Consider the following 19,783-nt stretch of genomic DNA (forward strand, 5'->3'; position numbering starts at 1 on the left):
TCGCAGATAGAAAAAGAGGAAATGCCCGAATGTGCTGGAGTGGAGAGGCGTCAACAGTGTTGGCGGCGACCGGGATCGCCGGCGCGGCCTATTCGGCGCTGAAAAAAGATCCCGAACCGCTCGCCCTCTGGGTCTGCCTTCTTTATTTCGCCAGCATGGAGTCGCTGCAGGCGGTCGCCTATTCAGTCTTGAACCAATGCGACTCGCCGCTAAACCAATTGATGACCATGTTTGGTTATCTCCACATAACTTTCCAGCCTTTCTTCATCAACGCCGTCGCTCTTTATTTCATGCCCAAGGACAGCGCCAGGATCATTGCGCCCTGGGCCTATTTCGGCTGTTTCATTGCGGCCATCGCCATGCTGCTGCAGCTCTATCCCTTCGCCTGGGCCGGTCACTGCGCCCTGGGACGGCCGCTCTGCGGCGACGTGCTCTGCACGGTGCGCGGCGAATGGCACATCGCCTGGCTGCTGCCGACCAACGGCATGGGCAACTTCATGGCGGACAACGCCTATCTCGGACGCGGTTACATCGAATATCCGTTGATGGCCTTCTACATCCCATCGCTTTACGGCAGCTGGCGCTTCATCCTGTTCTCCTGGGTCGCCGGTCCGTTCCTGGCGAGTCTGACCACCGGCAACATCAACGAATGGCCGGCGGTCTGGTGCCTGTTCTCGATCGGCCTCGTGCTCGCCATCATCAAGACGCCGCTGCGCTATCACCTGCATGTCGGCGATCCGTGGTGGATGATGCTTTATAAGTGGTGGAAGAGGCGGAAAGCGTCGGCGAAGGTCGCCGTCGCGCCCATACGTTCCCCCGAGCCTGCTCTCATCGCCGAAATCAAAGAGCCAGCGGAATAGTCAATCTTTGGCGCTGACGACGCCGCCGACGAGATTTTCGGCGAGTAGCGACTCGGTGGTTGGTTCGGCGTGGAGCGGCTCGCGTCCGACGCCGGCCTCGATCGCCGCGAAATGGGCTCGGCGAGCGGCGACCGCCTCGTCCCAGCTCACGGCGCGAAAGAATAGATGTTCGCCAGGACGCAGTTGCGCGAGCCCGCCGAGGTCGGCGCCGACGACCGTCGCGATTTTCGGATAGCCGCCGGTCGGTTGGCGGTCCGCCATCAGCGCCAGCGGCGCTCCGTCGCCCGGTATCTGGATCGCGCCCATGGCGACGCCGTCGGAGACAATGTCATGGCCGCGCGCATGGCGGATCGCCGGTCCCTCTAGCCGATAGGCCATGCGGTCGCTAAGCGCGCCGATGCGCCATCGCGCGCTCAAGAAGCGCTCGATCTCCGCCTGAGCGAAATAATCGGTCTGAGGGCCAAGCAGTACGCGGATCAGCGCGTTATCCCGCGCGAGCCAAGGCGCGATCAGGACTTGCGGCCCTGGAGGCGCCGCCGCCGCGTCTGTGATTGGCAGCGCATCGCCGGCGGCGAGCGGTTTTGGCCCCAGATCCGAGCGGGCGTGTGTCGCCAGCGAGCCGAGCGTCGGGGCGAGGCCGAGCATTCCGCCGACGGCGACATAGCACCAGGCGCCCGAGGGGCCAGCGCGCAGCGTTAGCCGCGACCCGGGGGCGAGCGGCAACAGGCAGGCCGAAGGCAGCCGAGTTCCGTCCAGCCGGATGTCGAAATCGCCCCCCGCGATCGCCACACATAGCGTCGCGCCTTCCGCCCGCAACGCCGCGCCGCCGAGCGAGACTTCGATGGCGCTGTCTGCGCCGGCGGCCTGCGTCGCCACGAGATAGGCGCCAAGATCCATCGGTCCGGCCGGCGTGACGCCATAACGCGACAGTCCGAAACGGCCCTCGTCCTGAATAGTGACGCCGGGACCGGCGGCGTCGACGAGAAGCCGCGCGCTCATTGCAGCGCTTCCCGACACGCCACGATCTCGCCCGCGTCGGCGCGCGCATCGAGCGCAAGGAATGTCTCGGCGTCGATCGGCGCGAAGCTCACCGCGTCGCCCGGCGCGGCGAGAAAAGGCGGATCGCGCCGCCGCGCGAACATGCGCTCGGGCGTTCGCCCAATGACATACCAGCCGGTCGGCATGGGGTTGGCGGCGATGAGCGCCAGCGCGCCGCCGATGAGAACGCCGCCTTGCGGCGTCGGGCCGCGCGGGCTGGCGCGCCGGGGTATCGCGAGTTCCTGCGGCAGTCCGCCGAGATAGCACCAGCCCGGCGCGAACCCATACATATAGGCGCGGTATTCGGCGCCGGCGTGCAGCCGCGCCAGCGACGGCGCGGCGCAGCCGAGCAACGCCGCCGCCTCCTCAATATCCTCCGCGAACGCAGGGTCGTAGCAGCACGGAAACGTCCAGCGCACGGCGGGATGCGACAGTTTCGCCTCAACGTCGGTTAAAGCGAGCACAGACTCGATCGCCGCGATCAGCGCGTCGCGCGAAATGTCGAGCGGTTCATAGCGAAGCAGCAGCGCCCGATAGGTTGGCGTCGTTTCGCGCAAACCTCGCGGCGGCGCGGCGCGCAGAGATTCGTCAAGCGCTAGCACGCGCGCATTGATCGCGGGGTCGACGCGATCGCCAAATTCGACCGAAAGCGCCGCCTCGCCGCAATCCAAAAAGCGCGGCGTGTGCTTTTCCATGACGGTCAGGCTCCCGCGAAGGCGAGCAGCGTCCAGCCGTCGCGTTCCAGCGATCCGCGCAAGCGCCGCGCCATTTCGACGGCAAGCGGCGCGTCGCCGTGAACGCAGATCGAATCGATCGGCGTCGGCAAGAGCTTGCCGCCGACGGTTCTCAAGCCGCCATTGGCGAGCATGTCGCGCATGCGGGCGCAGGCGCGTTCAATATCCTCGATGACCGCGCCTTCCTGCGATCTTGGCTGAAGGCGCCCATCGTCGAGATAGGCGCGGTCGGCGAAGATTTCATTGACGACGCGCAGACCCGCGCGCGCGCCGGCGCGGGTCTGTTCCGAGAGAGCGATCGCGAGCAGCGCGAGCGAGGGGTCGACGCCGCGCACCGCTCGCGCGATCGCATCCGCGACGTCGGCGTCGCGCTCGGCGATATTGGCGAGCGCGCCATGGGCCTTCACATGCGTAATTTGATGTCCGCTCAATCCCGCGAGCGCCTGCGCGGCGCCGAGCTGATAGGCGACGGCGCGTTCGATCTCTCGCGCGTTCATCGGCAAAGCGCGCCGGCCAAACCCCGCGAGGTCCGGAAAGGCGACATGCGCGCCCACGGCGACCCCCTTTTCCTTGGCGCGCGCAAAGGTCGCCGCCATGATGTCGGGATCGCCGGCATGGAAGCCGCAGGCCACATTGGCGCTGGTGACGATGTCTAGCATCGCCTCGTCGTCGCCCATGCGCCATTGGCCGAAGCCCTCGCCAAGGTCGGCGTTAAGATCGATGCTGCGGGACATAGAGGTCATGGGGAAAGCAATCGCGCGAACTGCGAGATTGGCGCAACCACGCTGCGCCGGCAATCTGCAGCATTTGGCGGCGCCGGCGCGGCGGGAAAGGGCGCAAAGCCGCATAAATAGGACATGGCGGCGCTTGACAAAGACTGTCCCCTTTGGTGAAGCTGTATCGCGGCGAAGCCGGAAAAAAGAGCCACTGGCTGGCGCAATGTGGGAGGAAGAAATGCAGTATTTGATCCCGGGACTCATGATCGCAATCGTCGTCGGCGGCGCGCTCGTCGCCATGCGGATGAAGTAAGCATAAGAAATCGCGACGTTTCACGTCCTATACGGTCCGTTGGCGGGGAGCGGTCCCGCGTAAGCGCGGGCGCTATTGCGCCAGCGGACTAAGCTGATCAGCTTCAGCTCTGGTCGCCCGGCGGGGCAACCTTCTTTTTCATCGCCTGAGCCTATTCCGCTGCGATCTCCTGCGGCGGCGCGAACGCGATCTCTATCAGCGTGCCTTCGTTACGACCGCTCTTGACCCTGAAGGAGGCGTGATTCGCCTCGATCAGCGCCTTGGTCAGCGGCAGTCCAAGCCCTGTGCCGCTCTTCTTGCGGGCCGTGTCCACTTGCCGAAACGGTTCGAGCGCGGTGGCGATCTCCTCCTCCGACATGCCGATTCCGGTGTCCTTGACGCGGATCACGACAAAGCCGGCGTCATTCAGCGCGCTCGATACGATCACCTGTCCGCCCGGCTCGTTGAACTTCACGGCATTCGATAGAAGATTGAGAAGTATCTGCTTCAACGAGCGCGGATCGGCGCTTAGCGGCGGCAGGCCCGGCGCGAGCGCGAGCCGCAGGACGACGCGCGCCTGATTGGCTTGTGGCTGCATCATTGACGCGCATTCCGCGATGACCGCATTGGCGTCCACCGGCGTGAAGGAAAGCTCCATCTTGCCCGCTTCGATCTTGGAAAGATCGAGAAGATCGTTGACGAGCGACAGGACATGGGCGCCAGAGACGTGAATGTCCTTCAAATATTCCCTGTAACGGGGCGAGCCGATCGGGCCCAGACGCTCTTCCATCATCACCTCGGCGAAGCCGATGATGGCGTTGAGCGGGGTGCGAATCTCATGCGACACGCGGGCGAGAAAATCTGACTTCGCCGCATTGGCGCTTTCGGCGGCAAGCCGCGCCGCTTCAACCGCGCCGTCGCTCGCATCGGCGCCGTCATTCGCTTCGAGGGAAACGAGAATGACCGGCTTTTCCTCCACCGGAAGAAGTCGCAGCGCGAGATCAAAGGGCGCACCGCCGCCGCCGGGCGGGGGCCGAGACAAAGACAGTCGCGCGCGCTCGTCAGACAGCGCGCGCGATAGGCGTTGAGCCACATTTTGCGCATCGGCGGGACCGAGAAGAGAAGCCAGGCTGCGGTTTTGTGCTTCCCGTGGATCGGCTCCGAGGCAGGCGGCGAAGCGCGCATTGGCTCTCAGGATCATCCCGTCCGTGGTTAGGATCGCGAGCGGCGTCTGCGCCCGTTCGAAAACCGCGCCAAGCAGCGCGCTTTCCGATTTCGCTCGCGCGAGCTTTTCTTCGAGCGCCCTCGCGAGCGCCAGAGCGCTTTGCTCCGGCCCGGGCAGGGAAAATTCGCGATCTCGCTGGAGCGCGGTCGGCTGTTGCGCCTTCGGCGCCTCGAGCGCCGATTGGTGGGCCGGGGTCGCATCCGCCGCTGCGACGGCGCCCTCCTTGAGCGCTCGCGCGATTTCATCGAAAGCGATACGTTCGCTCGAACTGAGCGTCTCCAGCGCCTCCCGACCGCCGCGCGCGCTGGCAGGCGGGCGCAGCGTTACGATGCTGTCGGCCGACGGGCCAGCGAAACGCTTTTCGAAACTCGAACCGGAGTCCGTTTCCAGCGGCGGCGTGGCGTCGCCCGCGCCCCGACGCCCCGCCGAGCTGCGACGAAGAGTCGCCGCTTCATCGCCGTCCGCGACAGCCGGCGCGGCGTCCGCGGGAGATTTCGCGCCAAGTCCCAGCGCCGCGACGACAAAGAAGCCGCCGCCGATCGATTCGAGGCTGCGGCAAAGAAAGGCGATTGTCCGCGCCGCGCCGGCGAAGCGAAAGCGCAGGCGCTCGACGCGCAAATCGTCGCCACGCAGTTCGCCAAGCAGTTCGCTGGCGCATTCGGCCAGTCGCCGCGCGCCCGGCTCGTCGCCGCGAAACAGGCGTTCGCCGAGCGCATGCGCATCGTCGCCAAATGCGGCGCGAGCTGAATCATTCATAAAATCAATATGCAGAGGGTCGCCGCTGGCGACGATGATCGGCGTCCCGGCGGCGTCCAGAGCGGAAAAAACAGCATCGTCCGCGACGCAGGCGGCCGCCCGCGCGCCAAGTTCGAGCTCCTCTTGCGAACCGACCATTTGCCCTATCGCCGTCGACCGACGGTCTCGCTCGCCGCGCGCCTTTTTGGACGTCTCCCGGCATGACGTCAGACCACGCTGCGTTTGAGCAAAATTGCCCAAATGCGGAAACATAATTTAGACCATATGGTTAGAGCGCGATTTACGCGGAAGGCCGGGTTCCGCCGTTTCGCGAGCGCCCTCACGCAACGCAATCAAACTAATGGCGGCCGCGCGCGAGGTCCATGATCGCCATCGGTCTTCGATGCATTTCTATTAACGGTAGGGCCCGAAGCCTGGCTATTGCGCCGCACAAAATTGTTGCATTGCAGCATAAAATAGTGCAGGATGATGGGGCTCAACGGATGCCGCGCGGGGGGGCCGAGCGCCACGCGGGTATAAGCTGATTTGGTGCGGCATTGTTTCATTTGCACGGCACGGAGGTGCGCCATGGTCGAATCGATCTACCAAATTCCCAACGAAGTTCGCGATTTCGCGGAGAAGAGCGTCGAGCAGGCGCGCAAGGCCTTTGAAGGTTTCGCCGGCGCCGCGCAGAAGGCGATCGACACTTCGGCGGACATGCCGTTCGGCCTGCCGGCCGCCAAGGACGTGAGCGCCAAAGCTTTGTCCTTCGCCGAAGCGAACGTCAACGCCGCTTTCGATCTCGCCCAAAAACTCGTCCATGCCAAGGATCCGCAGGAAGTCTTCAAGCTTCAGTCGGAGTTCGTGCAGGCGCAGCTCAAGACGATCCAGGAACAGACTCAGGAGCTTGGCGCGACTTTTCAGCGCTCGACGAAATCCTAAAGGGGAGCAGTTGAATGGCCAATCCGCAGAACAATCCCCCTAAGCCCAAACCTGCCGAAGCGAAACGTTCGGCCCCTAGCGTCACGGAAATCGATGCCGAGGCGGAAGTGGCGCCGACCGGCACCGAAACTGTTATCGCCGAGTCGGCGCCGGTCGTCGTTGAAGCGCTGAAGCCGCCGGCGGAGAAGGCGCCGTCCACCGCCCTTGCGATCGCCGTCGAGATAAAGTCGGCGGAACCCGAGGCGTTCGATCCGGCGGCGTGGTCGCAAAAGTCCATCGACCTTTGGGCCGAGAACGCCACTGCGGTGCTCGACTTCGCCGAGCGCCTGGCCAACGCCAAATCGATCGACGAGGTGACGAGTCTTCAGTCGCGTTTCGTGAACGAACGGTTCGACACGCTGCTGCGTCATTCGAACGATCTGCTCACGCTCGCGCAACGTCTGTTCGGCCTCACGATCACGCCGCTCTTCGGCGTGCGCGCGGCGTAAGCGTCAACCGAATTAAGGGATGATCGGCGTCGCGGCGAGACTGCGGCGCTCTTTTCTCTAAAGCGTCGCGACGATTGCCGCGCGCAGCGTTGGCGTCACGTCGGGCATGACCCCGGTCCAGTCGCGAAACGCCGGGCGCGCCTGATGCAACAGCATGCCGAGCCCATCGACGGGCGTTGCGCCATGTTGACGCGCGGCCGTCAATAGAGGCGTCTCCAGAGGCGCGTAGACGATATCGGCGACAAGCGCCGATCTCGGCAATTCCGATAGCGATAGATCGAGCGGGGGTTGGCCGACCATTCCCTGGCTTGTCGCATTGACGACTAGTCCCGCTCCGGCGAGTCCCGCTGCTCGCTCATCCCAGGCGAAGGCCGACACGCGCGGCCCGAAATCGGCGGCGAGCGTTTCGGCCCGCGCCAAGGTGCGATTGAAGAGACGAATCTCCTTGGCGCCCGCTTCGAGCAATCCATCGACAATCGCGCGCGCGCCGCCGCCGGCGCCGATGATGACGCAGGGCGCGCTTTCGGCCAGCCAGTTTGGCGCGGCCTTGCGCAGTGAAGCGACGAAGCCATAACCGTCATAGTTCCGGCCGATGAGTTCGCCGTTCCTGTCGACGACGACGCAATTGACGGCGCCGATTCGCGCCGCGGACTGATCGACGCGATCGAGAAATTTTAGCGCCGTCTCCTTGTGCGGGATGGTGAGATTGCAGCCGGCGAAACCGAGCGCGGGCAGGGCGCGCAGCGCCGCTTCAAGCTGGCCGGGCTCGATCGGCAGCGGCGCATAGTAGCCTTCGACGCCATAATGCGCGAACCAGTAATTATGGATTTTCGGCGAACGCGAATGCGCGATCGGCCAGCCCATGACTCCGGCGAGAACAAAGCGGCGGTTGTTCGTCATGTCTTAGTCTCCGCATCAGGCGTCGGGCGCGACGGAAAAACCCGCCCCGCAAAATTCGACAAGCGCGGCTTCGTCCGCCGGCTCTTCGCGCAGCCCGTCGACTCGCGAAAGGCGCGGCCCGCGCCGCGCGGCGACGATCAGCGCGTCAAGCGCCGGACGCGGCCCGGCGGCGACCGCCTCGACCGCGCCGTCGCGCCGGTTGCGTGTCCAGCCGGCGAGGTCGAGCGCGAGCGCCTCACGGACCAGAAAGGCGCGATAGCCGACGCCTTGCACGCGGCCTTCGATGATGAGCCGGATGAATTCGATATCGCTCATGAAAATTCGACCGCGATATTGTCGATGAGCCGCGTCGCGCCGAGCTTCGCCGCCGCGAGCAGCCGAATTGCTCCCTCATCAACAGAGGAGACCGGCGCCAGAGTCTCGGCGCAGCGCGCTTCGAGATAGTCGACGTCAAAGCCGACTTCCGCAAGTCTGGCGCGCGCGGCCTGCGTCGCGGCGCCGATATCCTCTCCGGTAAGAATGCGGCGCGCAGCTTCGCTCAATGCGCCGTGAAGCTCTTTGGCGCGCTCGCGTTCCTTTGGAGAAAGATAGATGTTGCGCGAGGACATGGCGAGGCCGTCTGCTTCGCGCAGAGTCCGCGCGCCGAGAATTTCGGTCGCAATGTCGAGATCGCGGGCGAGACGTTTGATCACCAAAAGCTGCTGGTAATCCTTCTCGCCGAAGACGGCGACGTCGGCCTGCGCCTGATTCAGCAGTTTCGTTACCACCGTCGCGACGCCGGAAAAATGCGTCGGTCGGAATCGGTCTTCGAGATCGGCAAGGGCCGGCCCTTCCATCACGACCTTGGTCGAAAAGCCCGGCGGGTAGATTGCCTCGACCGGCGGCGCGAAGACGAGATCGGCGGCGACATTCGCAAGCTTCTCGACATCGGCGGCGAGCGTGCGCGGATAGCGCGCGAAATCCTCATTCGGGCCGAACTGCGCCGGATTGACGAATATCGTCACGACGACGCGATCGGCGACGCGGCGCGCCGCTTCGACAAGCGACAGATGGCCGGCGTGGAGCGCGCCCATCGTCGGCACGAGCCCGATGCGCTCGCCGGCGGCGCGGCGCGCGCGGACATAGCGGCGAAGGTCGTCGATCGCGCCGACGACGGCGACTGCTGCGGTCATGGACGGCGCCCTGCCTGACGAGTGGAGGCGAGTGTCGAGAGATAGCCGATATAGGCGCCGGGCAGCGATTGCGCGCGCGCCGCGGCGATGATCCCATCGAAATAGCCGGCGGGCGCGACGCCAAAATCGGGCCTGGCGCCGACATAGGTCAGCGCTCTGACCGCGCCGACAGGCTCGCGCAGGATAGGAAGATTTTTCTTGGCGTAGAGTCCGCGGGCCACGTCTTCATAGCGATCGAGCGCCGCGACGTCGCCGACCGCTACGTCCCACAATACGCCATGAACGCACATGCGGCGGTCCGGCGCGACGCTGACAAAGCCGGAAAGCATCTCGATCGTCCGATAGCCCGCGAGCCGCGCCCGCCCGATAAGCCGGGAGCGCGGACAGCGCGCCGCCATGGCGGCGGCGTCCATATTGGAGCCATAGGCGAAATAAAGCGGCACCCGCAAATCCCGGTCGCGAAGAAGGCGACGCGTGCTATATCACGTCCGGCGCGGAAGGGTGGCCGAGCGGTTTAAGGCACCGGTCTTGAAAACCGGCGTGGGGGCGACTCCACCGTGGGTTCGAATCCCACCCCTTCCGCCAAGAAGTCGAAATAAGACATTGTAATGAAAAAATTTCGTTTTTTGATTCCAGCGGAGGTATTGCAGTCAGTATTGCTTTTTGACGGCGCTTGATTCTTTGAGTGGCGCTTTCGCTAGCGGGCGAACTCACGCGGAAAATAGAACGTCTCCGACTCTCGATCTTGACGACAGCTTTCGAAGGGCGGAACCTGGCAACTATTCCAGCCGGTGGAGGGTTCACAGATGGCCAGCCCCAACGATTGCAGCCCCGATGTCGCCGTTCTAAATGAAATCCGTGAATTGACAGGACGCATCAGCGACGAGCGCACTCAATCACTCCTGCGGTCGGTTATTGATGCAGTAGCGCTAAATCCTCAGCCGTTACCGCCTCGAGCTCATCAATTATTGCAGGCAGTGGTCAACGCGCTCAACCCGCAGCCATTACCGCCCGGCCCAGCGTAGACCACTGAAGTTGGAACTCTATCTTATTCATTTTGCGCGACCGCTTTCAGCGACCACGACACCCCTCCCGCGCGAATAAGCGCCGGTCGTCGCCGGCCGGTCGACCCGAACAATCGCGACCAGCCACGACAGTTAATGCTATGCTAACGCGATGTGCGGACGTTTCACGCGGCGTCTCACGTGGGACGAGCCCCTCGGGCTCGCCGAGCCGATCGGCCAGCCGCGTGGGCAATCCTATTGGCCAGCGCCTCCCAAAATGCCGCGCGGCCATCGTCTCCTTTTCGGAGCAAGAATTCAGCTTGGCGCTCGAATGATTCCTGCGTAGCCGCGACCTCTCCCTCTGTCGCCGCCTCTGCAAACCTTCGGATGGCGTCGAAAGTCCAGCCTTCAACCCAATCGGGATTTGTCTTCCCGTCCATGGGGGATGCCCGCTATTGAATTCCGTCAAGCTCGCTTTGAATGCGTGACCCACGGCCGACAGTGGCGCATATCGGCTCGTCGGCGGAATGCGCGAGCACGCAGGGGAAATTCTATCAAAAGAGCGCGCCGTCGCACGTCATGCAAATGGCGGAGGAAGCCGTGCGGGAATGGATCGTTTCGCCGCGGGTCAATCGCTCGGGTCTCGGCGACGCCGACCCGCCTTAATCAAAGCGCAATGCGCATGTTGGCGTCGGCGCAGCGCCAAAAGCGCTAGCAATGGCGGCAAACATGCTTCTGAGATCGATCTTGAGTTGACTCAAGTGCGGTAAGGCGGCAGCCTGAAAGCGTGAATAGCCGGTCGCAGCGAAGGCTGAAACCCTGCCGATGGGCTTTCAAGTCAAGTGGACTGCGCCCGGAATCTCCGACTGGAGGCTCCAATGGCCCAGCAGCGCGGACCGGCAAGCCCGGCGCTCAATCCCCTCGTTCAAGACTTGCTTGCTGAAGGCGGCGGCAAGGTGCTCGCGATTGGCGGCTTTGTCGGACAGACAAGGAACGATCAGATACGGCTCTATGCCGATCTTAGTCTCCGCACGTATATTGAGATTGCCAAGGCTGATATTGTTCGGGTTGTCGAGACCCCAGATAAACCAGAGCAGCCTAGCATCATTTATATCAAGATCACTGCTGAACTGAAATACGTTCAAGAAGCATCGTTCCGGGCGGAGCAGGCCGTAGCTGCGATGGTATCGATATCCTGCGGCTGTGGCGATCAGAGCAATGCAACCGGCATAGCCGCGGCACAGCAAACCGGCGGGGGCGGCGTGCCTGACTTATGCGTCATGAACTGCCTCAGTAGTAGTGCGAATTGCCTGGTGCAGGCCGGAGGCGTAAATGCGCCTTCGTGGAGAAGGATATGGTGCGCCTTCAATTACTTTTTCTGCCGGTTTGGCTGCTTCTTGGGTGATCTATTCCCAACTCCCACCTAACACGCGGCGCCGTACCGCTGACAGACAGTCATCACGGACCGATCACGTTCATGCTGACCGACGGCGGCCCCCGAGCTGACGTCTATTTCGAGGTTAGCGCCAGTTCCATGAGCACGGCATCCTCAAGGTCGGATCGACGCTTAACTTCATCATTGTCGCCATTGAAGCCATAAAACGCGACCCACGCCGTCTTGTGACGCTCGATCGCCGTAAGGATCGGATCAAAAAGGGATATCTCCGCAGTGGCTGGCGAATTGGAGCGGCGCCGCTCAGCGATGGCGGCGAAGATGGGATGTGGTTCGGAGACTGCGCTGTCTCAGAGGCCCTGATGCCGGACGGCGGAAGGCTTACGGCTCCCTTTTTTTGAGAGTGACCGAAATCTCCGGCGCAACAAGGCATCATCGCAAGTTTGTCTATGACGGGGTAAAGCGCAGACAAGAAATGTGCCCCGGCCATTTCGGCCGGGGCTTTCATCTTCACTTCAGCCGCATGTTCTGCGACGGAGCGGCGGAAGGCGTCGGGACCGGCGGCAGACTGGCGGCGATCGCCTTTGCGGCGTCGCTGCAGGTCGGGTGGCCCCAGCCGAAGGCGCTGACCCCGGGCATCTGCCCCGGCTGCGGCGTGATGTCGTAGACGATATTGTCCGGCCGCGCAGCGTCGCCGGAAACGCCGCCCGGCACGTAATCCAGCTTGAGGAGATGGCGTGTCTTCCAAGCAATATTGTGATCCGCGCAGGAGGAGTCGCCAGAGACGCCGAGGGCGCCGATCAACTGGCCGCCGGACGCATAGAGCCCGAGCCCGCCGCCGAACACATTCACGCCGCCGACCTTGCCGCCGACCATCGGATCGTTCGGCTGGCCATTATTAGCGGAATTGCCGCCATACGCGACGCCGACATCGACGGGGTTGGAATGCTGCAGGCCGTAGAGCGAGCCGCCCGGCTGCGTCGCGCTGTAAAGATTGGCGGTCGACAATGCGAGGCCCGGTAGACTAAAGGCATTGGCGGTGTTGGCCTTTTGCGCCGAGATGGCGCGGCTGCCGGGCCATTGGTCGCCGCGATTGCCGCCGGTGAAGGCGACCGCGCAAACGACGCCGTCACGATTTACGATTGTCCCCCACATGTCGAGATTGAAGCCGCCATTGGGCGTATTGCGCGCAGCGACGAGGGCAGCGCGCAGTTGCGCTTGGCTCGGAAGCCCGGCGCAGGGGCTGCGGCCCGCTACCGGCGATTGCGCGAACACCGGCGTCGCGCAAATCACGCCGCAAAAAAGCGATACAACGGCAATTCCAATTTTTTTCATGCTCCCCCTCCCATGGCCACAAGTTTGCTTGTGCCAGATGTAATCCCGCCGCTATTCCCCAGATGGCGTGCGGAACTTTATCCGGGATTCGCCGGATAGGCCCCGCTTCGGATTTAACCCGCCATGCGCCAGACGAGCTGACGTTTCGGGCTAATTTTTGTCCCAACTGATAAGCTCAGGCAAGCTAGCTGCGCCTGCGCGCCGGATGATTGGGGCTGCGAATAGAGCGGCGCGCCGAGCGCCGAAAAATATCGCGATTGCAGTCTTCGAGACGGACCTTTCCCGTCATTTTTGATCGGACCCAAGACAGCCAAGCGTGATGCGCCGTTTATGCCATTTGAGAGACGGAAAAATCAGCCGAGTACAAATGTCGCGTCTGACCGAGCCTAAAGAATTTTTCCAAAAAAGCCCATTACCCCCGGCTGCTCGGCGCCGGAATGAGTTCTGGCGTTTACTTTGCCAAGATCAAGCACTGGATGCGACAGGCCCAGAAACGAACGATCGAGGACACTTGGCGGCACATCGGCCGCCTCGTCGAAGAGATCGAAACAAGCGAGAGCGCAAACTATTTCGCAAACGCCGGATACGCTTCCGTCAAATCGTGAACCGCTCTAGAGCCTGACATTCCTATTTGGCGCGTGGGTAAGCGCCGGTCGCGCGACTGGTTCGCCGAAACGCTGCGCCAACTTACATCCGATCAAGCGCCAGTCTGGTCCGGTTCCACAGAAACAGACTCCACATTTCGGAGCCGGGCGATTTGCGCCTCGAGGTCGGCGATCCGCGAGGCGAGCGGCGCTGTCATCGCACGCACCTCGTTGAGCGTGTAACGCTCGGTGATGTGCTGCGGACAATTCCAGTCGAACCCCTCGACCTTGATCAGGAACCCGCGTTCGACGCGGGCGCGGTAATCTGAGGTGTCGAGTCGAGACAAGGTCGCCTCGTCGTCTAGACCGATGATCTTCGCTCGCCCGAAGAGCTTCAGCCGGGTCTTGTTCGGATAGTCCATGAAGAACAGCGACACGCGGTCGTCATTCATCAGATTGCCGAGGCTGATATATTGCCGGTTGCCGCGGAAATCGGCGAAACCGATCGTGGAATCGTCCAGCACGCGCATAAATCCTGTCGGGCCGCCGCGATGCTGGATATAGGGCCAGCCGGTCTCGCCGATCGTCGCCATGTAGAACGAATCTCGGGCCGCGATGAATTCGGCCTCCGCCTCGCCGAGGCGATGGTTCCTGGTCTCCGGCGCTCCCTCCATTCGCGCATAAGCGTTGCGGCTGCCAAATTGCGCCTGCGCCTTCTTCACCGTCGGGGTGAAGGCGATCTCGGCGTAGCGATGCGGCATGGCGTCCTCCTGCGGGCTCGAGCCTGCGCCCCTACAGTCCGAGGTCGGAAAGACCGGGGTGATCCGCCGGTCGCGGACCTTGCGGCCAGCGGAATTTCCGTTCGCTCTCAAGGATCGGTTGATCGTTGATGCTCGCGAAGCGCCGTCGCATCAGCCCGCGCTCGTCGAACTCCCAGTTCTCATTGCCATGGCTGCGGAACCAATTGCCGGCGTCGTCGCGCGATTCATAAACAAAGCGCACTGCAATCCGATTCTCGGTGAAGGTCCAGAGCTCCTTGATCAGACGATAGTCGAGCTCGCGCGCCCATTTGCGTTTCAGGAACGCGACAATCTCGGCCCGGCCGACCGGGAACTCCGCGCGATTGCGCCAGCGGCTGTCCTCGGTATAGGCGAGCGACACGCGCTCCGGGTCGCGCGTATTCCAGGCGTCCTCCGCCATTCGAACCTTCTCAATCGCGGTTTCGCGCGTGAACGGCGGCAGCGGCGGACGGACGCTGGCGGGCTGAGTCGTTGCGGTCATTGAATTCTCCCCTTCAGGTTCAGAGTTCCGGCGCGGGCTCCGCCGCGCCGAAGCTGAGATAAGTCAGGCGGCCTTGTTCAGCTCGATCTCCGGGAAGTCGATCTCGATCTGTGTCGCCTTGCCCAGCAGATTGGTGAAGATGTTCATCGCGACATGGGTGATGATTTCGATGATCTCTCCATCCGAATGGCCGGCAGCGCGAACGGCGTCGAATTCCGCCTTGGTCACCTGTCCGGCATGTTCGACGAGGGCGCGGGCGAAGGCGAGCGCGGCTTCCGCCTTGGCGTCTGATGAACGCCCCATGCGGTTCGCCAACATTTCCTGATAGTCGAGACCGGCCTTGCGGCCGATCGCCGTGTGCGCCGAAACGCAATACTGGCAGGCGTTCTGTTCGGCGACGGCCAGCGCGATGCGCTCGCGCGTTTTGGGGTCGAGAAGACCGGCGCCGGCGATCGCATGAATGCCGAGGAAGGCGTTCAGCGCCTCCGGCGAATTGGCGAGCGCGCGGATGAAATTGGGGACGGCGCCAAGGCTGGTCTGGACGGCGTCCAGCAATTTCTTGGCTTCGCCAGTGGCGGATTTGGGGTCGATGACGGCGATTCGAGCCATGAGGTCGATCCTTTCTTCGTTGACGGGGCGGCGCTTCGCGCGCCGCTCGTCAGACAATGGCCCCTTATTATTCTTGTAAGAATATGTGATGTGTGGAATTCATTATTCCGATTAGAGGAATAAATTGGATCGCCTCCACGAACTCGAAGTCTTTGTCGCGGTCGCCGACGCCGGCAGTTTCGCCAAGGCGGGAGCGCGCCTGCGCCTGTCCCCTCCGGCGGTGACCCGGGCGATTTTTGCACTTGAGGAGCGTCTTGGCGCCCGTGTCTTCAACCGCACGACCCGCAGTCTGACCATCACCGACGTCGGTCAGCGCTTTCTGGAAAGCGCGCGACGCATCCTGAGCGATCTCGATTCCGCCGAGAAGGAAGCCGTCGGCGAAACGGCCGTTCCGAATGGCCATCTCACGCTCACCGCCTCAGTGACGTTCGGTCGGTCAGCGCTTGCGCCCGTCGTGTGCGCGTTTCTTAACGAGCATCCGCGCGTAACTGTTTCCGTGCTGCTGCTCGATCGTATCGTCAACCTTGTAGAAGAAGGGGTCGATCTCGCGATCCGCATCGGTCCTTTGCCGGATTCGAACTTGGTGGCGAAAAAGATCGGAACCGTCCGAAGGATGCTGGTCGCGAGTCCGGATTATCTCGCGCGGCGGGGCGTTCCGCAGACGCCAACCGATCTGCGCCTCCATTCCATGATCGCCTTCACTGGCCTCATGCCTAACCGCGAGTGGCGCTTTCTCGACGGCAAAAGCGGGAACAGCATTTCCTTTGTCCCGCGGCTCGAAATCAACGACGCGGTTGCATCGATCGCCGCGGCGGAAATGGGAGACGGGATCACCGTGGCCCTGTCCTACATGGTCGCCGACCGGATTCGCGACGGAAGACTCGCGCCGGTTCTCGACAATTTCACGCCGGCGCCGGTCCCGGTGCATCTGGTCTATCCGCAGAGCCGCTTGGTCTCATCTAAGCTGAGAGCATTTATCGACTTCGCCGCGCCGCGTCTGCGCGCCACGCTCGACAGTCTCAACCTTGCGGCAGCCAATGCCAATGGCCATGCGACTGATGGGCTGTAGGAGTCGGCGTTTGTGGGGGATGGGGCGATGGACTCGCCATGAGCGACAAGGCGCAGGCGCGCGCCAGCATGATTGGCCGAAAGCGCGCGAGTGGCTCTTACCCTCTGCCTTCGACCAAGCGCATTGGTCGCTTCAAGTTGCAGCGCCTCGTCTGGCATAGGGCCGCGCGCGGCCCTATGGCGCGACGCTTAGGCGGAAAGGATCGCGCTCAGGCGGGAGAAGGCCTTCGAGCTGTAATTGCCGTAGGGGAGGCTTTCGAAAAAGGCTTCGGTCGCCTGCGGATTCCGGCCCCAGGCGATCAGCACGCCCGCCACCGCCAAAAGCAGAAGGGAAAGCAGCGTCGACGAAAGGCCGGCGAGAACGCCAACCGCCAGAACGATTCCAATCTTGGTGATGTTGCTGATCGCCATCGCTGATTCTCCTGATCGCGCCTCGAACTGCATTCGCATACAGCAATATGGTTAATCGAAAGTTATCATCCGCCAGCCGGCGGCGCCGCGCGCGACTCGACGCGTTCTGCGCCGCCGGCTTTCTCGGATCCGAGCAAGGAAACGGGTCAATGTCGCTCGTTCGAAGCAGCGCCCCCGCCACCGAGATCGAACGCCCAGTTGAGCGAGGCGTTGAATGACTGCGTATTGAGGGCGCCCGCAGTGCTCGCCGGAATATAGCCGATGGAGGTTACGTCAGTTCCGGGCACCGACGCGGCGTACCAAGCCAAATAGTAACTCCTCGTGCTTCGTGTTTGAGAGAAGGTATAGTTGAAATCGACAAACCAGGACGGCGTCAGGAAATAGGTGACGCCCGCCGTCGCGGCCCCGCCCCAAACCCAGTGCGAATTTTGATAATTCGCGGGAAGCTCCGTCTGATTGATCGTCGCGCCCTGGGAATGGCGAAAGCCGGTGAGATTATTCAGATTTGTTTGAATTTGGGAGAAGGATGGCCCCGCGCCGAGATAGATGAACCCGTTCGAGAATTGGCGCCCGATAAAGGGCGTCAGAACGAGCTGGTGGTTGATGCGCATCTGATAGGACTGAAGATAGCCCGTCCCAAAGAAACGCAGGCTATCTTGGCCGCCGACCGCGAAAGTAAACGCGCCAAACTGAGGGATGAACACGTTTGGCCGCGAGGCCTGCGCATCCAAATAAGTATAAGAAAATTTTGACCCCCAGAGCCAGTTGGAGTCGGCAAAATGATTGAAGTAGCTGATCTGTCCAACCGGCGCGATTTGCAATTTCGGGATCAAATTGACTTTCGTGCTCCATTGCGCAAAGCCATGGCCGAAAAACAGCCCCTTGCCGTCAAGGTTGTTTGACGTTCCCGCCCAATCAAGATTTTGCTGGTCGAATGTCGTCAGGTTGAGATTGCCGCCGACGCCGATCGCCAAAGCGGATTTGGGCACAAGCGAGGTCGGCGCCGTTTCTGCGTCAAAGCGCGCGATCGCCGGCGCCCCGCCCCAGTTGAAATGGTAATTTAATCCGGTGCGCAGCGTGTTCCACCGCGTGCGGCTGATGGCGCTTCCAAAGACGCCGCCGCGTGCGCCCGCGTCGCCGGAAACGTCGGTGAAAAGATATTCCGCCCTGACCGACCAATTCGGCATGAACATCCATTCCACGCCGCCGCCCGCCGTCCAACCGGTCCGTACGGCTGAGATCTGATTGGCCAAAGAGCCGCCATAGGCGTTTTCAACTTCGGCATAGGCGAAACCGCCCGTTCCATACATCAATAGCGTCGGCAGGGGGGTGACGCCGAGGCGCGCGCGCGCCGTTCCGAACCAGCGAACGGAAACGCCGCCGCCGACCCATCCCGGGATGTAGGTGACCTGGCCATTGCTGTTCTGCAAATAGCCGGGCGCGACGCCGCTGCCGGAAAGCAGGCTCGCGCCCTGAAAATCGGCTTCCGCGCCAATGAGCGCCAACGGCGTGAGCGCGTAATTATAGCCGATCTGGCCGCCGCCGATCACCCCGCCGCCGGGCCCAAGAGCCGTCAGGCTGTTGGTGATCCCGCCGTGCAAGGCGTCCGGCTGCCACATATTGCCGTTGCGGCCGTCGACGCCCCATCCCGCGCCGACATTCAGACCGCCATAGAAACCGGTCCAAAGGGGAAGGGCGGCGGAAGAGGTCGCGGCGTCCTGCGCCACGGAGAGCCGGGGGAATAAGGCGCAGCCGATCGCCAGTCCAAGATGAATCTTCGCCGCAAAGACAATCGCTTTTTTCATCGCGCACCCCGGCCAGCAGAAAATCCGAAAGCTTCGCTGCACCAGTAAGGCTTTAGCTGAACGACGCGCAACACAGAGACGGCGATATAGTCCGTTTGTCTTCCAGATGTGTCCTTGCGGCAACATCAACTGCTCATCATTTCGCCGGTTCTGGCGTCATGGCGCTCGCGACGGCGCTCGCGACGGCGTTCGCGCCGCCGCGCGCCGCTTGCTATGTTTTTTTGGCTGTATGCGCTGCGCCACGGCGGTTAGGGCGGCGTGCAAGCCGCGCGATGTTCATCGCAGGCGGCGGAACGAACCATCGCTGTCGTCTTCGTCAAGTTCTATGGAAAAAACTTCGGGCGCTTCGCCGCGCGCTTATGTGTGAGGCTGAGTGGGGAAAAGCCTCAGCCTGAGTAATAGCCGACGATCGCCGCGCCGATGAAAAAGCCGATCGCCCCCAAAATCACCAGCCTCGTCAACCCTTCCGGCATGTTCTTTCTCCGATCGGCGCCGCTCGCTTCAAACTAGTCATCCGTCCTCCAAGATCAAGAAGCGTCAAGCGCGGGAGGAGACAGCCGTCTATTCGCCAAGGCGCAATAAAAAACCGCAGGCGAAAGGCCTGCGGTTTGAAAAATTTTGGCGTGCGTTCAGTAGTTGTAGAAAGCGACGCAGACGCGGTTGCCGTTATAGTCCCAGCCCCACTTGGCGCAACGTTGCGGCGGCGCGGTCGCTGCGCCGACGATGGCGCCTGACGCCGCGCCAATTGCGGCGCCGGCAAGCGTGCCGCCCGCGCGTCCGCCGGACGCCAGCGCGCCGATGCCCGCGCCGCCAAGTCCGCCGATCACGGCGCCGCCCGCGGCGCGTTCGCCGGGCGTGTTGCAGGCCGTAAGCGGCGCGACCGCCAAGAGGGCGGTCGTCAGCAACAGAACTTTCTTCATGCAGTGCTCCTTGCAAGGGCGACTTAGGATCGCTCCATCGAGGCGAGGCGGCGCCTGAAGATGAAATGCGCGCCGCGAATTCTCTATGACGCCGCGGCCCGCAGCCGCTTGGGTAAGCCGCGAGCCGCATTGGCGTCGCGCAGAGCTTAATCAAACCCTGCCGCGATGGCTGTCGCAAAAATACAACATCGGTAGACCTTCGCGCCTGCGCGGTTCAGGAAAAAACCCAAATTCGACCGGTTTTCGCCTCCGAGGACGCGCGCGGCCCCCT

Annotated in this window: 21 protein-coding genes, 1 tRNA gene and 1 pseudogene; 8 read left to right on the forward strand and 15 right to left on the reverse strand. The window is 62.8% G+C overall.

The annotated features are described in order from the left end of the window. Positions 1-56 precede the first annotated feature (56 nt). The gene (locus tag U1E20_RS13835) at positions 57-860 is read left to right on the forward strand and encodes a DUF5765 domain-containing protein (protein ID WP_409981207.1); all 804 of its coding nucleotides are present in this window, start codon (positions 57-59) and stop codon (positions 858-860) included. Here U1E20_RS13835 and U1E20_RS13840 read toward each other — a convergent pair whose 3' ends face one another. The 4 genes from U1E20_RS13840 to U1E20_RS13855 form a co-directional block, all read right to left on the reverse strand. After that, the gene (locus U1E20_RS13840) at positions 861-1,859 is read right to left on the reverse strand and encodes a biotin-dependent carboxyltransferase family protein (RefSeq protein ID WP_409981208.1); all 999 of its coding nucleotides are present in this window, start codon (positions 1,857-1,859) and stop codon (positions 861-863) included. Then, positions 1,856-2,593, reverse strand: coding sequence for a 5-oxoprolinase subunit B family protein (locus U1E20_RS13845; RefSeq protein ID WP_409981209.1), 738 nt, complete (start codon positions 2,591-2,593; stop codon positions 1,856-1,858). Before U1E20_RS13845 ends, U1E20_RS13840 begins: the two co-directional genes overlap by 4 nt. A 5-nt stretch (positions 2,594-2,598) precedes the next feature. After that, positions 2,599-3,375 (reverse strand): LamB/YcsF family protein, encoded by a 777-nt coding sequence (locus tag U1E20_RS13850; RefSeq protein WP_409981210.1) that lies wholly within the window; start codon positions 3,373-3,375, stop codon positions 2,599-2,601. A 437-nt stretch (positions 3,376-3,812) separates the two neighbouring features. Next, the gene (locus U1E20_RS13855; RefSeq protein WP_409981211.1) at positions 3,813-5,759 is read right to left on the reverse strand and encodes a sensor histidine kinase; all 1,947 of its coding nucleotides are present in this window, start codon (positions 5,757-5,759) and stop codon (positions 3,813-3,815) included. A 429-nt stretch (positions 5,760-6,188) separates the two neighbouring features. Here U1E20_RS13855 and U1E20_RS13860 point away from each other — a divergent pair, with 429 nt between their 5' ends. After that, positions 6,189-6,542, forward strand: a complete 354-nt coding sequence (locus U1E20_RS13860) for a phasin family protein (RefSeq protein WP_409981212.1) — start codon at positions 6,189-6,191, stop codon at positions 6,540-6,542. 14 nt (positions 6,543-6,556) lie between these two features. Further along, entirely contained in the window at positions 6,557-7,030 is a 474-nt protein-coding gene (locus tag U1E20_RS13865; RefSeq protein WP_409981213.1) for a phasin family protein, read from the forward strand. Positions 7,031-7,087: 57 nt separating this feature from the next. On the opposite strand, the gene U1E20_RS13870 is transcribed toward U1E20_RS13865, so the two are convergent. Genes U1E20_RS13870 through U1E20_RS13885 form a run of 4 tightly spaced genes read right to left on the reverse strand, consistent with a single transcriptional unit; the run spans position 7,088 to position 9,551 of the window. Next, on the reverse strand, positions 7,088-7,930 hold the full coding sequence (locus U1E20_RS13870) for a shikimate dehydrogenase (protein ID WP_409981214.1): 843 nt from the start codon (positions 7,928-7,930) through the stop codon (positions 7,088-7,090). A 15-nt stretch (positions 7,931-7,945) separates the two neighbouring features. After that, the gene (locus U1E20_RS13875; protein WP_409981215.1) at positions 7,946-8,245 is read right to left on the reverse strand and encodes an acylphosphatase; all 300 of its coding nucleotides are present in this window, start codon (positions 8,243-8,245) and stop codon (positions 7,946-7,948) included. Continuing rightward, positions 8,242-9,102, reverse strand: a complete 861-nt coding sequence (gene panC / locus U1E20_RS13880; protein WP_409981216.1) for a pantoate--beta-alanine ligase — start codon at positions 9,100-9,102, stop codon at positions 8,242-8,244. Before panC ends, U1E20_RS13875 begins: the two co-directional genes overlap by 4 nt. Continuing rightward, positions 9,099-9,551, reverse strand: a complete 453-nt coding sequence (locus U1E20_RS13885; protein ID WP_409981217.1) for a gamma-glutamylcyclotransferase family protein — start codon at positions 9,549-9,551, stop codon at positions 9,099-9,101. The genes panC and U1E20_RS13885 overlap by 4 nt, the downstream gene beginning before the upstream one ends. Positions 9,552-9,597: 46 nt before the next feature. Between U1E20_RS13885 and U1E20_RS13890 the strand changes: the two genes are divergently transcribed. The 3 genes from U1E20_RS13890 to U1E20_RS13900 all read left to right on the forward strand — a co-directional run bounded on the left by U1E20_RS13890 (position 9,598) and on the right by U1E20_RS13900 (position 11,533). Then, positions 9,598-9,687: transfer RNA gene (locus U1E20_RS13890), tRNA-Ser, on the forward strand. Between the two features lie 899 nt (positions 9,688-10,586). Further along, complete coding sequence (locus U1E20_RS13895) at positions 10,587-10,772, forward strand: hypothetical protein (RefSeq protein WP_409981218.1); 186 nt, start codon at positions 10,587-10,589, stop codon at positions 10,770-10,772. Between the two features lie 212 nt (positions 10,773-10,984). Continuing rightward, positions 10,985-11,533 carry a hypothetical protein gene (locus U1E20_RS13900; RefSeq protein ID WP_409981219.1) on the forward strand — a complete coding sequence of 183 codons (549 nt, stop codon included), beginning with the start codon at positions 10,985-10,987 and terminating at the stop codon, positions 11,531-11,533. 476 nt (positions 11,534-12,009) lie between these two features. Here the strand turns inward: U1E20_RS13900 and U1E20_RS13905 are convergent, their stop codons facing one another. Next, positions 12,010-12,834, reverse strand: a complete 825-nt coding sequence (locus U1E20_RS13905; RefSeq protein ID WP_409981220.1) for a GlcG/HbpS family heme-binding protein — start codon at positions 12,832-12,834, stop codon at positions 12,010-12,012. A gap of 455 nt (positions 12,835-13,289) precedes the next feature. Between U1E20_RS13905 and U1E20_RS13910 the strand changes: the two are divergent. Beyond that, positions 13,290-13,439 (forward strand): annotated as a pseudogene (locus U1E20_RS13910) (IS630 family transposase); the annotation flags it as partial. 92 nt (positions 13,440-13,531) lie between these two features. Here U1E20_RS13910 and U1E20_RS13915 read toward each other — a convergent pair. The 3 genes from U1E20_RS13915 to U1E20_RS13925 all read right to left on the reverse strand — a co-directional run bounded on the left by U1E20_RS13915 (position 13,532) and on the right by U1E20_RS13925 (position 15,308). Next, entirely contained in the window at positions 13,532-14,179 is a 648-nt protein-coding gene (locus U1E20_RS13915; protein WP_409981221.1) for a pyridoxamine 5'-phosphate oxidase family protein, read from the reverse strand. Positions 14,180-14,210: 31 nt separating this feature from the next. Then, positions 14,211-14,699: a DUF1348 family protein gene (locus U1E20_RS13920; protein WP_409981222.1), complete on the reverse strand. Its 489-nt coding sequence runs from the start codon at positions 14,697-14,699 to the stop codon at positions 14,211-14,213. Positions 14,700-14,762: 63 nt separating this feature from the next. After that, positions 14,763-15,308, reverse strand: coding sequence for a carboxymuconolactone decarboxylase family protein (locus U1E20_RS13925; protein WP_409981223.1), 546 nt, complete (start codon positions 15,306-15,308; stop codon positions 14,763-14,765). Positions 15,309-15,432: 124 nt separating this feature from the next. On the opposite strand from U1E20_RS13925, the gene U1E20_RS13930 reads away from it, so the two are divergent. Further along, a complete protein-coding gene (locus U1E20_RS13930) occupies positions 15,433-16,377 on the forward strand; it encodes a LysR family transcriptional regulator (RefSeq protein ID WP_409981224.1) in 945 nt (314 codons plus the stop codon). A 188-nt stretch (positions 16,378-16,565) separates the two neighbouring features. Here the strand turns inward: U1E20_RS13930 and U1E20_RS13935 are convergent, their stop codons facing one another. The 3 genes from U1E20_RS13935 to U1E20_RS13945 form a co-directional block, all read right to left on the reverse strand. Further along, positions 16,566-16,787 (reverse strand): hypothetical protein, encoded by a 222-nt coding sequence (locus U1E20_RS13935; RefSeq protein ID WP_409981225.1) that lies wholly within the window; start codon positions 16,785-16,787, stop codon positions 16,566-16,568. A 146-nt stretch (positions 16,788-16,933) separates the two neighbouring features. Beyond that, complete coding sequence (locus tag U1E20_RS13940; protein WP_409981226.1) at positions 16,934-18,592, reverse strand: outer membrane protein; 1,659 nt, start codon at positions 18,590-18,592, stop codon at positions 16,934-16,936. A 629-nt stretch (positions 18,593-19,221) separates the two neighbouring features. Next, on the reverse strand, positions 19,222-19,512 hold the full coding sequence (locus tag U1E20_RS13945; RefSeq protein WP_409981227.1) for a hypothetical protein: 291 nt from the start codon (positions 19,510-19,512) through the stop codon (positions 19,222-19,224). Positions 19,513-19,783: the final 271 nt, after the last annotated feature.

Source organism: Methylocystis sp. (genome assembly GCF_046349115.1).
Classification (GTDB): domain Bacteria; phylum Pseudomonadota; class Alphaproteobacteria; order Rhizobiales; family Beijerinckiaceae; genus Methylocystis.